The following is a 13,479-nucleotide window of genomic DNA, read 5'->3' on the forward strand; positions in this document are numbered from 1 at the left end:
GAATTACTTTTGCCGGAGCGCATATTTGATTTTTGGCGCGGCCTTGTCCATGGTGGACTGAACATACCGTACCGTCGTATCGCACAATCTTGCGGGCACCGGCTGGCACGCAGGCGTGCCAAAACCAGGAAACGCTTCCCATGAACATTTTCGACCTCACCGGCCGCGTGGCCGTAATCACCGGCGGCAATGGCGGTATCGGGCTTGGCATCGCACAGGCGCTCGCCGGCCAGGGCTGTAACGTCTCAATCTGGGGCCGCAATCCCGACAAGAACAGAATCGCCGCCGCGAGCATGGCGGGGCTGCCCGGCAAGGTCGATGGCCGCGTCTGCGACGTCACCGACCCGGCTTCCGTCAACGCCGCGATGAAGGCCACGCTCGATACGTTCGGCCGGGTCGACGGCTGCTTCGCCAATGCCGGTATCGGCGGCGGTGGCCGGCGTTCCTTCATCGAGCGCACCGAGGATGAATGGCGCACGATGTTCGCCACCAATCTCGACGGCGTGTTCCACGCGTTCCAGGCCGCTGCAAAGCACATGACCGACCGCGCCAATGCGGGCGATCCCTTCGGCCGGCTGGTCGCAACCTCGAGCCTCGCTTCGATCTTCGGCACCGCGCGCAACGAGCACTATGCCGCAACCAAGGCCGCGATCAATGCAGTGGTCCGTGCGCTCGGCGTCGAGCTCGCGCGCTACGGCGTCACCGCGAATGCGATCCTGCCCGGCTGGATCAAGAGCGACATGACCGCCGGCATCATGGCCAACGAAAAGTTCGTCGCCAACGTGATGCCGCGGATTCCGCAGCGCCGCTTCGGCGAGCCCAGCGATTTCGGCGGCATCGCGGTCTACCTCATGAGCAAGGCCTCGTCGTATCACACCGCCGATACGTTCGTGATCGACGGCGGCTATACCGCGTTTTGAGTTTGCAAGCCCGTAGCCCGGATGGAGCGAAGCGCAATCCGGGACTATGGACGTTGAACGAACCCGGATTTCGCTTCGCTCCATCCGGGCTACCAACTCAAGGAGGGGCAAAACATGTTCTCACACGTGATGGTCGGCACCAACGATCTCGACAAGGCCAAGGCGTTCTACGATAGGCTGCTCGGTACGCTCGAGGTGCGGCCGGCCAGGGTCGACGGCCACCGCATCTTCTACATCACCAAGGCCGGTGTCTTCTCCGTCTCCAAGCCGATCAACGGTGAACCTGCAACGCCCGCCAATGGCGGCACCATCGGCTTTGCCTGCAACTCGCCGGAGCAGGTCGACGCCTGGCATGCCGCCGGCATCGCCGGTGGCGGCAAGACCTGCGAGGATCCGCCCGGCATCCGGCAGGGCTCGACCGGCAAGCTCTACCTCGCCTATTTGCGCGACCTCGACGGCAACAAGCTCTGCGCGATGCATCGGCTGGGGTAAGCTGACTATACGCACCGCGCACCCGTCACAATATCCGCCGTCATCGCCCGACTTGATCGGGCGATCCAGCGTTCCAGAGGCGTCGGTGATTCACGGAGAGGCCGCGGCGTACTGGATTCCCCGCTTTCGCGGGGAATGACAGCCATGTGTTGGCGCCGCCGTTCAAACAACATTTCAAACGCTCTCGCGATATTCCATCGCGTGGCATGGCTCTCGTGAAAAATGCGCGCTCGCGCTTTGGCAGCGCTGCGACTATTCTCGCAGCCAACACGCTTCAGCGAAACGGGAAACGGGAGGAACAATGACGAAACACACCTACATTCCCCGCACCACCAACTACACGCTCAACCCCGGCGACGAACTCAATGATTTGCGGATGTCGGACCAGGTCCGGCCGCTCTATGATCACGTCAAGAGGTTCATCCGCGACACCGTCGATCCGATGTCGATCGAGTTCGCCAAGGCCGGCGAGAACAAGGAAGACCGCTGGAGCTTTACGCCGAAGCAGCTCGAGTTGCTGGAGGCGGCCAAGAACAAGGCCAAGAAGGAAGGCCTCTGGAACTTCTTTCTGCCCGACGACGAGACCGGGCAGGGCCTGAAGAACCTCGACTACGCCTATATCGCGGCCGAGCTCGGCAAGAGCCCGCTGGCCTCGGAGACCATGAACTGCTCAGCGCCCGATACCGGCAACATGGAGGTGCTGGAGCGCGTCGGCACCAAGGAGCAGAAGGAGAAGTGGCTGAAGCCGCTGCTCAACGGTGAGATCCGCTCGGCATACGTCATGACCGAGCCCAACGTCGCCTCCTCGGACGCCAAGAACATCTCGACGACCGCAAAACTCGTCGGCGACGAGTGGGTCATCAATGGCGAGAAGTATTACATCTCCGGCCTCGGCGATCCCCGCTGCAAGATCCTGATCGTGATGGTGAAGACCAATCCGGACGCGCCGCCGAGCAAGCAGCAGTCGCAGATCCTGGTGCCGCGCGACACGCCCGGCGTCGAGGTGCTCGGGCCCATGTACGTGTTCGGCCAGGACCACGCACCGCGCGGTCACATGCACATGCGCTTCAACAATGTGCGGGTGCCGAAGGAGAACATGCTGCTCGGCGAAGGCCGGGGCTTCGAGATCTCGCAGCTCCGCCTCGGACCGGGTCGCATCCATCACTGCATGCGCACCATCGGCAAGGCCGAGAAGGCGCTCGACCTGATGGTGCAGCGTGGCCTCACCCGCGAAGCCTTCGGCAAGAAGATCGCCCATCTCGGCGGCAACATGCAGATCATCGCGCAGGCGCGCTGCGAGATCGAGGCGATGCGGCTGATGGTGTTGAAGGCGGCGAAGGCTATGGACGTGCTCGGCAACAAGGAGGCCCGCGTCTGGGTCTCCATGGTCAAGGCCATGGTGCCGGAGCGCGCCTGCAAGATCATCGACCAGGCGATCCAGATGCATGGCGCGACCGGCATCTCGCACTGGACGCCGCTCGCCGAGATGTATCAGGACGTGCGCCACCTCCGCTTCGCCGACGGTCCGGACGAGGTGCACTGGATGGTGGTCGGACGCCACGAGCTGAGCATGGCGTGAGGTACGATCTCTCCTCTCCCTTTCCCCGTTCTTACGGGGAGAGGGTCAGGGTGAGGGGCTCTTTCCACACGAACGATCGGAGTTGAACTCGCGGAGAGTCCCCTCCCCGCAAGCGGGGCGAGGTGAAGTGACCTACGACGCCGCCGCGGCGATCTTGTCCTGCGTCTTGGTCTCGAAGTCGCTTGCGTCGTGACGTTCGTGGAGTTGGCTTGCGGGGTCGCCGGAGACGCGGTTGACCATGCGGCCGCGCTTCACGGCGGGACGCTTGGCGATCTGGTCGGTCCAGCGCTGCACGTTCTTGTAGTCCTGCACGGACAAAAATTCGCCCGCGCCATAGACCAGCCCCTTGGCGAGCGCGCCGTACCAGGGCCACACCGCGATATCGGCGATGGTGTACTCGTTGCCCGCGAGATACTCGTTGTCCGCGAGCCGGCGGTCGAGCACGTCGAGCTGGCGCTTGGTCTCCATCGCGAAACGGTCGATGGCATATTCGATCTTGCTCGGCGCATAGGCGTAGAAGTGGCCGAAGCCGCCGCCGAGGTAGGGGGCGCTGCCCATCTGCCAGAACAGCCAGGACATCGCTTCGGTGCGGGTCTTGATGTCCTTGGGCAGGAAGGCGCCGAACTTCTCGGCGAGGTAGAAGAGGATCGAACCGGACTCGAACACCCGGATTGGCTCCGGTCCGGAGCGATCCATCAGTGCGGGAATCTTCGAGTTCGGATTGACCGCGACGAAACCGCTGCCGAACTGGTCGCCGTTGCCAATTTTGATGAGCCAGGCGTCGTATTCGGCGCCCTTATAGCCGAGCGCCAGCAGCTCCTCCAGCATCACAGTGACCTTCACCCCGTTCGGCGTCGCCAGCGAATAGAGCTGGAGGGGATGGCGGCCGACCGGCAGCTCCTTGTCGTGGGTGGGACCGGCGATCGGCCGGTTGATGTTGGCGAACTGCCCGCCGTTCTCCTTATTCCAGGTCCAGACTTTGGGCGGCACGTAGGCGGGGGTGTCAGTCATGAAAATGCTCCGGCGCGGAAGGGCGCGTGGGGTGTTAGCTAGCGACCGGGGCGGGATTGGCAAGGGTACGGGAATGCAGCGCCGGGAGGACACCCTGCCCGTTTCGTCATGGCCGCCGCTCATACCGTGGCATTCCGGGGCGCCCGAAGGGCGAGCCCGAAATCCATCGCGCCGCGGGAATGCTCGGAGAAATGGATTTCGGGTTCTCGCTTCGCGAGGCCCGGAATGACGACATCTACGACGCAGCCGCCCCCGCCTGCTCCGCCCGCTCCATCACAAACCCCTCGTATCCCTTGGCCGCGACGTCGTTGCAGATCTGCCGGTAGACGCCGACGCCGCCGATATAGGGCATGAAGATGCGCGGCTTGCCGGGGATGTTGGCACCCATGTACCAGGAATTGGCCTGCGGATAGAGCGTGCCATGGGCAACCTCGTTGACGTGGGCGACCCATTTGTCCTCAGCCGCCCTGCCCGCCTCCATCGCGGCGAGGCCATGCTTGCGCATGTGGACGAGACAGTCCGCGATCCAGTCGACATGCTGCTCGATCGAGACGATCATGTTCGACAGCACCGACGGGCTGCCGGGGCCAGTGACGATGAAGAGGTTCGGAAAGCCCGCACTCATCAGGCCGAGATAGGTCTTTGGCCCTTCCGCCCATTTCCGGTTCAGCGTGTGTCCGCCGCGGCCGCGAATGTCGATCTTCGCCACCGATCCGGTCATGGCGTCGAACCCGGTTGCGAGCACCAGCGCATCGACTTCATAGTCGGTGCCTGCGACACGGACGGCGTTCGCGGTGATTTCCTCGATCGGGTTGGACTTGATATCGACCAGCGAGACGTTCGGCCGGTTGAAGGTCGCGAAATAATCGGTGTCGATGCAGATGCGCTTGGTGCCGATCGGATGGCTGTCGGGCTGGAGCAGTCTTGCGGTCTCAGGGTCCTTCACAATCTCGGCGATCTTGCCGCGCACGAAATCGGCGGCCGTGTCGTTCGCGGCCCGGTCGAGAGCGAGATTGTTGTAGACATACATGAAGGTGAGCCCGCCGCGCTCCCAGCGCGTTTCATACTTGGCGCGCCTCGCGTCCGTGTCGTCATCGAGCGCGCCGCGATCGGGCTGCTGCGCATAGATGCCGTTGCGTGTCACCTCGCGGGCAAAGCGGCGGATCTCCGGATAGTTTTTCCGGAACGCGCTGCGCTCCTCCTCGGTCAGCGCGGCGTTGCGGGCGGGAATCGAAAAATTCGCGGTGCGCTGAAATACGGTCAGATGCCTTGCCTGCTCCGCGATAACAGGTGCCGACTGGATGCCCGAGGAGCCGGTGCCGATGAGGCCGACGCGCAAGCCCGTGAAATCAACCGGCTCATGGGGCCAGTTGCCGGTGTGATAGACCGCTCCCTCAAAGTCCTCGAGGCCCTTGATGTCAGGCTTGCGCGCATTCGACAGGCAGCCGGTCGCAAGCACCACGAATTTGGCGCTCACTGTTTTTCCGTCAGAGGTCGTCACCGACCAACTATTCGAGCGCGCATCGAATGCGGCGCGATCGACGCGGGTGTCGAATTGGATGTCGCGACGCAGATCGAAGCGGTCGGCGACGTGGTTGGCGTATTTCAGGATCTCCGGCTGCGGCGCGTAGCGCTCGCTCCAGTCCCATTCCTGCTGCAGCTCTTCCGAGAACGAGTAGGAATACTGCATGCTCTCGACGTCGCAGCGCGCGCCGGGATAGCGGTTCCAGTACCAGGTGCCGCCGACGCCTCCACCCTGCTCATAGACCCGCACCGAGAAACCAAGCCCGCGCAGACGATGCAGCATGTACATGCCGGCAAAGCCCGCGCCGACGACGACCACGTCGTAGGCTTCGGTTGCATGGGCCGGGCTCGAATCCGCTGACGACATCGCTGGGCGCTCCCTCGTTATTGCTTGCTGTCGGACAGCATTCTCTTCGCCTCGCGAAAGCGCAAGTGGCAAATCGGCGTTGCTCTGACCGCTTATTTTGTGGAGCGGAATGCGTTACCCACCACGCGACGCCTGCACGCAAGATGTACGGCGAAATCCGGCGTGGCATCATGCGCGACGATGGGCTAGCGTCGAATGCTGCGCCAGCAACAGCAACAACAGCAGCGCAAACGCCGCCGGGAGAGGATCATGAAATCGCCGATCTGCGACATGCTGGGCATCGAGTTCCCGCTGCTCGCCTTCAGCCATTGCCGCGACGTCGTCGCGGCCGTCAGCCGCGCCGGCGGATTCGGCGTGCTGGGCGCAACCGTGCATACGCCGGAGACGATCGAGCAGGAACTGAAATGGATCGACGACCACGTCGACGGCAAACCTTATGGCGTCGACGTTCTGATCCCCGAGAACATCTCGACCGCGGGCGAGAAGGACGTCACCTGGAAGAGCCTGGAGGCGCGCGTGCCACAAGGGCACCGCGACTATACCCGTGATCTCCTCAAGAAGTACGATATCGAGCTGACGACGACCTCCGTCGCCGACAACCAGCCGCAGCCGTTCGACACCAAAACGGCGATGGAACTGCTGGAGGTCTCTTTCCGCCATCCGATCCGGCTGATCGCGAACGCACTCGGCGTGCCGCCGAAGGCGATGATCGAGATGGGCAAGAAGCACGACGTGCCGGTCGCCGCGCTCGTCGGCGCCAAGGAGCATGCGCTGCGCCAAGTTGCGGCCGGGGTCGACATCCTCGTCGTGCAGGGCACCGAGGCCGGCGGGCATTGTGGCGAGGTCTCGACCATGGTGCTGGTGCCGGAAGTGATCAAGGCCATCAAGCCGATCCGCGACGTGCCGGTGCTGGCGGCCGGCGGCATCATGACCGGGCGGCAGATGGCCGCCTGCATGGCGATGGGCGCTGCTGGCGTCTGGACCGGCTCGGTGTGGCTCGCGACCGTCGAGGCCGAGACCACGGAGATTTTTCGCGAGAAGATGATCGCAGCGTCCTCGCGCGATGCGGTGCGATCGAAGGGCCGCACGGGAAAACCGGCTCGGCAACTCCGCTCGGTCTGGACGGATGCCTGGGACCGCGCGCCGGAGAGCCCGGGCGCGCTGCCCATGCCGCTGCAAAGCATCATCAGCCGCGACGCCTTTCACTCGATTGATCGCGCCGCGGCCGCCGGCAACGACAAGGCACGCGATCTCGTCAGCTATTTCGTCGGCCAGGGTGTCGGCCTGATCGACAGCGTCAAGTCGGCCGGCGCCGTGGTGCAGGAGTTCAAGGAAGAATTTGCCGAAGCCGTCGAGCACATGAATGCGCTGGTGGGGGAGTAGCAGCCACACCGTCATTGCGAGCGCAGCGAAGCAATCCAGGATCTTTCCGCGGCGGCAGTCTGGATTGCTTCGCTGCGCTCGCAATGACGAACAATCAACACCGTGAATTGAAGTCATGACAGACAAGACCAACGTTCCCCCAGACCGCATCCCCGTCATCGTCGGCATCGGTGAGATCATCGACCGCCCCAAGGAGATCACAGAGGGCCTCGAGCCGCTCGATCTGCTCGAGCAAGCGCTGCGCCGCGCGGAGCAGGATGCAGGCGCAAAGCTGCTCGGCGAGGTGCAGTCGCTCGACGTCGTCAACTTCCTGAGTTGGCGCTATCGCGACCCGGAGAAGCTGCTGGCGCAGCGCCTCGGCGTTACGCCTGCGCATTGCTACTACGGCCCGGTCGGCGGCGAGAGCCCGATCCGCTATATCCACGAGGCGGCGCAGCGAATTGCGCGCGGCGAATGCACCGTCGCCGCGGTCTGCGGCGCCGAGGCGCAATCGACCGCGACCAAGGCCGAGCGCGCCGGCGCCAAGCTGCCGTGGACACCGTTCGCCCATGACGTCGAGGAGCCCAAGCGCGGCGCGGCGTTCCAGAAGCCGCTCGCCGTGAAGCTCGGCGTATTCCGCCCCGTTACGGTCTATCCATTCTATGAAGCGGCATCCTCGGCGCATTGGGGCCAGACGCCGCGCGAGGCGATGGCGGAATCGGGGACGTTGTGGTCGCGCTATTCAGAGGCCGCCGCGCACAATCCCAGCGCCTGGTTGAAGCGCCGCTATGCGCCGGAGGAGATCACGACGCCGACCGCCGACAACCGCCTGATCGCCTGGCCCTACACGAAACTGATGGTGGCCAACCCCACGGTCAACATGGGCGGCGCGCTGCTCCTCACCAGCCTCGCCAAGGCGCGTGCGGCCGGCATCGCCGAGGACCGGCTGGTGTACCCGCTCGGCGGCGCCTCGGCGGAGGAGCCGCGCGACTATCTGCTGCGCGACCAATTTTATGAGAGCCATCCGCAGAACGCCGTCTTGAAAGCCGTGATGGATCTCGCCGGCGGCGACGGCAGCAAGTTCGACGCGATCGAGCTCTATAGCTGCTTCCCCTGCGTGCCGAAGATGGCACGGCGAACGCTGGGCCTGGGACCGGACGTGCAACCCACCGTGAACGGCGGCCTCACCTTCTTCGGCGCCCCGCTCAACACCTATATGACGCATGCGGCCTGCGCGATGGTGCGGCGCCTGCGCGACGGCGCGAAACTCGGCCTGCTCTATGGCCAGGGCGGCTTCGTCACCAAGCACCACGCCCTGTTGGTGTCGAAGACGCCACCACGCGACGTGCTGGCGCAGGAGACCAGCGTGCAGGCCGTAGCCGACCGCAACAAGCGCGCGGTGCCGGAGTTCGTCACGGCGGCTAGCGGCACGGGCAAGGTCGAGAGCTTTACGGTGCTCTATGGCCGTGGCGGCGAGGTGGAGCACGGCGTGGTCATGCTTCGCACGAGCGACGACCGGCGCACACTGGCGCGGATTCCGGCGAGCGACGAGGCGACGCTGGCGTATCTGCTCAACATGGACCGCACACCGGTCGGCTCACTCGGCGAGATCACGACGGCTGCCGACGGCGTGCCGGAATGGCGGGTGGGATAAATTCTTGTAGGGTGGGCAAAGGCGTCAGCGCCGTGCCCACCTTTCTTTCCGAAATTGTGAGGAAAATGGTGGGCACGCTTCGCTTTGCCCACCCTACAGGCTCAGAGCTAGCTCCTCGGCGCCTGCTTCTCCGACGCCGTGGCGGGCTTGCCGCCGGCGGCGCCGACGACGCGGACCTGATCGCCATCGGAGAGGCCGTCCGGCGGGGCCGTGATGATGCGGTCGTCCGGGGCTATGCCCGAGGCGAGCTCGATCTCGCGACCGAGATCGCGCGCGATCGTCACGGTCTTGAACAGCACCTTGTCGTCGGGACCGACGGTCGCGACGCGCAGGCCGCTGCTGTTGAAGATCAGAGCGCTGGCGGGAATGCTGAGCGGCGCGGAGTCGCGCTGCAGGCTCAGCTTCACGCTGGCGTAGCCGCCAGGCATCAATTCGCCGCTGGAATTGTCGAGCCCGAGCTGCATCCGCGTGGTACCGGAGGCGACGTCGACGGCCTGCGAGGAAGCTTCCACCGTGGCCTGGAACGTCCGGTTCGGGTACTCCGGCAGGGTGATGGTGGCCTTGGCGCCGATCTTGATCGCCGGCACGTAATTCTGCGGCACGTTGACGTAGACCCGCAGCTTGGTGATATCAGAGATCACGAACATCGCCGGACCCGAACCGCCGCCGGCATTGATCAGCGCGCCGACGTCGGTGTCGCGCGCCGTGACCACGCCGTCGAACGGCGCGGTGATCTTCTTGTAGCCGGCCAGCGCTTCCAGCCGCTCGACATTGGCCTGGCCCGAGTGGACGGCCGCGTTCTTGTTGGAGAGGTCGGCGGTGCGCTCGTCGATTTCCTGCGCCGAAACGAAGTTGGAGGCGACCAGCGTCTTGCGCCGGTTCAGTGTCGCTTCCGACAGCCGCGCGCTGGCCTGCTGGCTGGCGAGGTCGGCGCGGGCCTGGAGCAGTTGCTGATCGAGATCGGGCGCCTCGATCTCGGCGATCACCTGCCCCGCCTTGACGCGCGCACCGATGTCGGCGCTCCAGCTCTTCAGGTAACCGCTGACACGGGCGAAGATCGGCGCGCGGTAATAGGCCTCGAGCCGGCCCGGCAGGTCGATGGTGGCGTTGAGACCCTTGGCATTGGGCAGGGTGACGGCGACGCTGGGAACAGCCTGATCGTCGGTCCATTCCTTCAGCTTGGAGCCTTGCTCCTCGCGGGCGCGGATGCCGGTGCCGACGACGAGGCCTGCCGCGATCAGTGCCACCACGCCGAAGATGCCCAGTTTCCGGTGCGACACCGGCGAGCGGAGTTCAGTGGGCGACATGCGGAGTCTCCAATGGGGCGGCGGCTTTGGCGCCTTGTTTCTTGTGGACCATACTGAACACCACCGGAACAAACATCAGCGTCGCGAAAGTTGCAAAGATCAAGCCACCGATTACGGCGCGGCCAAGTGGCGCATTCTGCTCGCCGCCCTCGCCCAGCCCCAGGGCCATCGGCGCCATTCCGATGATCATGGCGAGCGCCGTCATCAGCACCGGGCGGAAGCGGACGAAGCCGGCCTCGAGCGCGGCCGCGACGGGATCGCCCAGCTCCTCATAGCGCTCGCGGGCGAAGGAGATCACGAGCACGCTGTTGGCGGTGGCAACGCCCATACACATGATGGCACCGGTAAGCGCCGGCACCGACAGCGTGGTCTCGGTCGTGAACAGCATCCAGACGATGCCGGCCAGCGCGGCCGGCAGCGCCGTGATGATCACGAAGGGATCCGACCAGGACTGGAAGTTCACGACGATCAGGAAGTAGATCAGCACGACGGCCCCAAGCAGGCCGAACAAGAGGCCGGTGAAGGCGCTGTTCATGGTCTGCACCTGACCGAGCAGCACGACGGAAGAGCCCTTCGGCACTTCCTTCGCGGTATCGGCGATCACCTGGCGGATGTCGGCGGCGACCGCGCCGAGGTCGCGGCCCTGCGTCGTCGCGAAGATCTGCACCAGCGACTGGATGTCGTATTGCGACACCACCGCGCTCGATGTCGAGCGCTTGATGTCGGCGATGCCGCCAAGGATCGGCGACTGCGAATTGCCGGACGCCGGCATCGGCAGCGTCTGCAGCGCGCTGAGCGAGTCGATCTGGTATTGCGGCGTCTGCATCACGATGGAATAGGACACGCCGTTGTCCGGATTGAGGTAGTAGGTCGGCGCCACCTGCGAGGAGCCCGCGAGATTGACCACGAGGCTGTTGGTGACGTCGCGCTCGGTCAGGCCGACATATTGCGCACGGGTGCGGTCGACATCAATGTTGAAGGTCGGGCTGTTCGGCGACTGCTGGATGCGCGCATCGGCGACACCGGGGATCCTGCGGACCTTCGCCAGCAGCTTGTTGGCATAGGCGAAGTTGGCCTCCTGGTTGGCACCACGGATCTGCAGGTCGATCGGGGCCGGCGCGCCGAAATTCAGGATCTGGCTGACGATGTCGGCCGGAAGGAAGGCGAAGCTGACGCCCGGGAACAGCCGCGGCAACTGCTCGCGCAGCACACGCACATGCTCATCGGTCGGCTTGTGGCCTTCCTTCAGCTTGATCTGGATGTCGCCGTCCTGCGGGCCGATCACGCCGGTGTTGTTGTATGTCATGTTGATGCCGGAGATCGGCATGCCGATGTTGTCGGTCAGCGTCTCGATCTCGCCCGAGATCAGCTTGCGGATCGCCTTCTGCACGTCGGCGAGCTGGTTAGCGGTCTCTTCCACGCGGGTGCCGACCTGGGTGCGGACATGCATCAAGATGTTGCCGGCGTCGACCGCGGGGAAGAAGTTACGCCCGAGGAACGGCACCAGCGCGAACGACGCGCCGACCACGCAGAGGAAGCCGATCACAAACACGGCACGGTGTGCCAGCGCCATACCCAGAAGGCCGCGATAGCCGCCGCGGAGACGCTCGAACCGCGCCTCGAAGCCGCGCTGGAACCAAACGAGCGGATTGCGCGACTTCGGCGGTGCACCCTCGTGATGGACGTGCGCCTGCAAAAGGTAGTTCGCCATGGTCGGCACCAGCGTGCGCGACAGGATGAACGACCAGATCATCGCGAACATCACGGCTTCGGCCATCGGCACGAACAGGAAGCGCGCGACGCCGGTGAGGAAGAACATCGGCACGAACACGATGCAGATGCAGAGCAGCGAGACGAAGGCCGGCGTCACGATCTGGTTGGCGCCGTCCAGGATCGACTGCTCGACCGGCTTGCCCTGCTCCAGATGGTAGTTGATGTTCTCGATCGTCACCGTGGCGTCGTCGACGAGGATGCCGACCGCGAGCGCGAGACCGCCGAGCGTCATGATGTTGAGCGTCTCGCCGATTGCCGAGAGCATGATGATCGCCCCGAGCACCGACAGCGGGATCGAGATCGCGATGATGATGGTCGAGCGCCAGCTACCGAGGAACAGGAGGATCATGACGCTGGTGAGCAGCGCCGCGATCACGCCTTCGAAGGCAACGCCTTGAATCGCGCCGCGGACGAACACCGACTGGTCGCCGATGAAGCCGATCTTCAATGCGTCCGGTAGCTGGTCCTTGACGTCGATCACCTTCTGCTTGATGCCGGCGATGATGTCGAGCGTCGAGGTCGCGCCGGCCTTCAGCACCATCATCAGCACCGAGCGGTTACCGTCGACGTGGACGATGTTGGTCTGCGGCGGATTGCCGTCTCTGACGGTTGCGACGTCGCGCACATAGACCATCGCGCCGTTGACCTGACGGATAGGGAGGTCGCCCAGTTCCTCGATCCGGAGCGGCGAGTTGTTGAGCTGGATCGAGTATTCGAAACTGCCGATCTTCTGGGTCCCGACCGGCGTGATCAGGTTTTGCGCCGCAAGCGCGTTGGCCACGTCCTGGCCGGAGAGGCCGCGGGCCTGCAGCGCGGTCGGGTTGAGGTCGATCTGGATCTGGCGCTGCTTGCCGCCGAACGGATAGGGTATCGCCGCGCCGGGCACGGTGACCAGCGGCGTACGGAGCTGGTTGATGCCGAGGTCCGCGAGGTTCTGCTCGGTGAGCCCCTCGCCCGACAGCGCCACCTGGATGATCGGCACGGTGGACGCCGAGTAGTTGAGGATCAGCGGCGGGGTTGCGCCCGGCGGCATCTGCTTCAGCAGCGTCTGCGAGATCGCGGTGACCTGTGCGTTCGCAGTGCGGATGTCGACATTGGGCTGGAAGAAGATCTTGATGATGCCGACGCCGTTATAGGAGTTGGCGACGATGTGCTCGATGTCGTTGACGGTGGTCGTCAGCGCGCGCTGAAACGGCGTGGTGATGCGGCCCGACATCTGGTCCGGCGGCAGGCCCGTGTACTGCCAGACCACGCCGATCACAGGGATGCGGATATCCGGGAAGATGTCGGTCGGCGTCCGCAGCGCGGCGAGCGGTCCGATGATCAGAAGCAGCAGCGCGAGCACGACAAACGTGTAGGGCCGGCTCAGGGCAATACGGACCAGAGCTATCATTCGCCAGGCAATTCCGGGTCATGCGAGGAAAAAAGAGTCCGCCCCCGCGGGTATTCCTCTTTCCCTTTACCCGGACACTGCCGGAAGCGCCAACGCG

At 64.6% G+C, this 13,479-nt stretch carries 9 protein-coding genes; 5 read left to right on the forward strand and 4 right to left on the reverse strand.

Translation table 11 applies throughout. The annotated features are described in order from the left end of the window. Positions 1 to 140: 140 nt before the first annotated feature. The 3 genes from MTX21_RS12345 (at position 141) to MTX21_RS12355 (ending at position 2,991) form a co-directional block, all read left to right on the forward strand. A complete protein-coding gene (locus tag MTX21_RS12345; RefSeq protein ID WP_280965081.1) occupies positions 141 to 920 on the forward strand; it encodes an SDR family oxidoreductase in 780 nt (259 codons plus the stop codon). 114 nt (positions 921 to 1,034) lie between these two features. Further along, the gene (locus tag MTX21_RS12350; protein WP_280965082.1) at positions 1,035 to 1,412 is read left to right on the forward strand and encodes a VOC family protein; all 378 of its coding nucleotides are present in this window, start codon (positions 1,035 to 1,037) and stop codon (positions 1,410 to 1,412) included. A gap of 301 nt (positions 1,413 to 1,713) precedes the next feature. Beyond that, on the forward strand, positions 1,714 to 2,991 hold the full coding sequence (locus MTX21_RS12355; RefSeq protein ID WP_280965083.1) for an acyl-CoA dehydrogenase family protein: 1,278 nt from the start codon (positions 1,714 to 1,716) through the stop codon (positions 2,989 to 2,991). Between the two features lie 132 nt (positions 2,992 to 3,123). Here MTX21_RS12355 and yghU read toward each other — a convergent pair whose 3' ends face one another. Both yghU and MTX21_RS12365 read right to left on the reverse strand, forming a co-directional pair. After that, positions 3,124 to 4,002 carry a glutathione-dependent disulfide-bond oxidoreductase gene (yghU, locus tag MTX21_RS12360; RefSeq protein WP_280965084.1) on the reverse strand — a complete coding sequence of 293 codons (879 nt, stop codon included), beginning with the start codon at positions 4,000 to 4,002 and terminating at the stop codon, positions 3,124 to 3,126. Between the two features lie 235 nt (positions 4,003 to 4,237). Further along, entirely contained in the window at positions 4,238 to 5,893 is a 1,656-nt protein-coding gene (locus tag MTX21_RS12365; protein WP_280965085.1) for an NAD(P)/FAD-dependent oxidoreductase, read from the reverse strand. 249 nt (positions 5,894 to 6,142) lie between these two features. Between MTX21_RS12365 and MTX21_RS12370 the strand changes: the two genes are divergently transcribed. Both MTX21_RS12370 and MTX21_RS12375 read left to right on the forward strand, forming a co-directional pair. Beyond that, a complete protein-coding gene (locus MTX21_RS12370; RefSeq protein ID WP_280965086.1) occupies positions 6,143 to 7,276 on the forward strand; it encodes a nitronate monooxygenase in 1,134 nt (377 codons plus the stop codon). A 115-nt stretch (positions 7,277 to 7,391) separates the two neighbouring features. After that, positions 7,392 to 8,909, forward strand: coding sequence for an acetyl-CoA acetyltransferase (locus MTX21_RS12375; RefSeq protein ID WP_280965087.1), 1,518 nt, complete (start codon positions 7,392 to 7,394; stop codon positions 8,907 to 8,909). Positions 8,910 to 9,016: 107 nt separating this feature from the next. Here MTX21_RS12375 and MTX21_RS12380 read toward each other — a convergent pair whose 3' ends face one another. Together MTX21_RS12380 and MTX21_RS12385 are read right to left on the reverse strand one after the other, a co-directional pair. Next, complete coding sequence (locus tag MTX21_RS12380) at positions 9,017 to 10,216, reverse strand: efflux RND transporter periplasmic adaptor subunit (RefSeq protein ID WP_280965088.1); 1,200 nt, start codon at positions 10,214 to 10,216, stop codon at positions 9,017 to 9,019. Then, positions 10,203 to 13,382 (reverse strand): efflux RND transporter permease subunit, encoded by a 3,180-nt coding sequence (locus tag MTX21_RS12385; protein ID WP_280965089.1) that lies wholly within the window; start codon positions 13,380 to 13,382, stop codon positions 10,203 to 10,205. Before MTX21_RS12385 ends, MTX21_RS12380 begins: the two co-directional genes overlap by 14 nt. Positions 13,383 to 13,479: the final 97 nt, after the last annotated feature.

Source organism: Bradyrhizobium sp. ISRA430 (assembly GCF_029909975.1).
GTDB lineage: Bacteria > Pseudomonadota > Alphaproteobacteria > Rhizobiales > Xanthobacteraceae > Bradyrhizobium.

What these genes read in the sequence shown, in the direction of transcription:
- MTX21_RS12345 (WP_280965081.1), top strand. Translation starts at nt 141, where the DNA reads ATGAACATTTTCGACCTCACCGGCCGCGTGGCCGTAATCACCGGCGGC.
- MTX21_RS12350 (WP_280965082.1), top strand. Translation starts at nt 1,035, where the DNA reads ATGTTCTCACACGTGATGGTCGGCACCAACGATCTCGACAAGGCCAAG.
- MTX21_RS12355 (WP_280965083.1), top strand. Translation starts at nt 1,714, where the DNA reads ATGACGAAACACACCTACATTCCCCGCACCACCAACTACACGCTCAAC.
- yghU (WP_280965084.1), bottom strand. Translation starts at nt 4,002, where the DNA reads ATGACTGACACCCCCGCCTACGTGCCGCCCAAAGTCTGGACCTGGAAT.
- MTX21_RS12365 (WP_280965085.1), bottom strand. Translation starts at nt 5,893, where the DNA reads ATGTCGTCAGCGGATTCGAGCCCGGCCCATGCAACCGAAGCCTACGAC.
- MTX21_RS12370 (WP_280965086.1), top strand. Translation starts at nt 6,143, where the DNA reads ATGAAATCGCCGATCTGCGACATGCTGGGCATCGAGTTCCCGCTGCTC.
- MTX21_RS12375 (WP_280965087.1), top strand. Translation starts at nt 7,392, where the DNA reads ATGACAGACAAGACCAACGTTCCCCCAGACCGCATCCCCGTCATCGTC.
- MTX21_RS12380 (WP_280965088.1), bottom strand. Translation starts at nt 10,216, where the DNA reads ATGTCGCCCACTGAACTCCGCTCGCCGGTGTCGCACCGGAAACTGGGC.
- MTX21_RS12385 (WP_280965089.1), bottom strand. Translation starts at nt 13,382, where the DNA reads ATGATAGCTCTGGTCCGTATTGCCCTGAGCCGGCCCTACACGTTTGTC.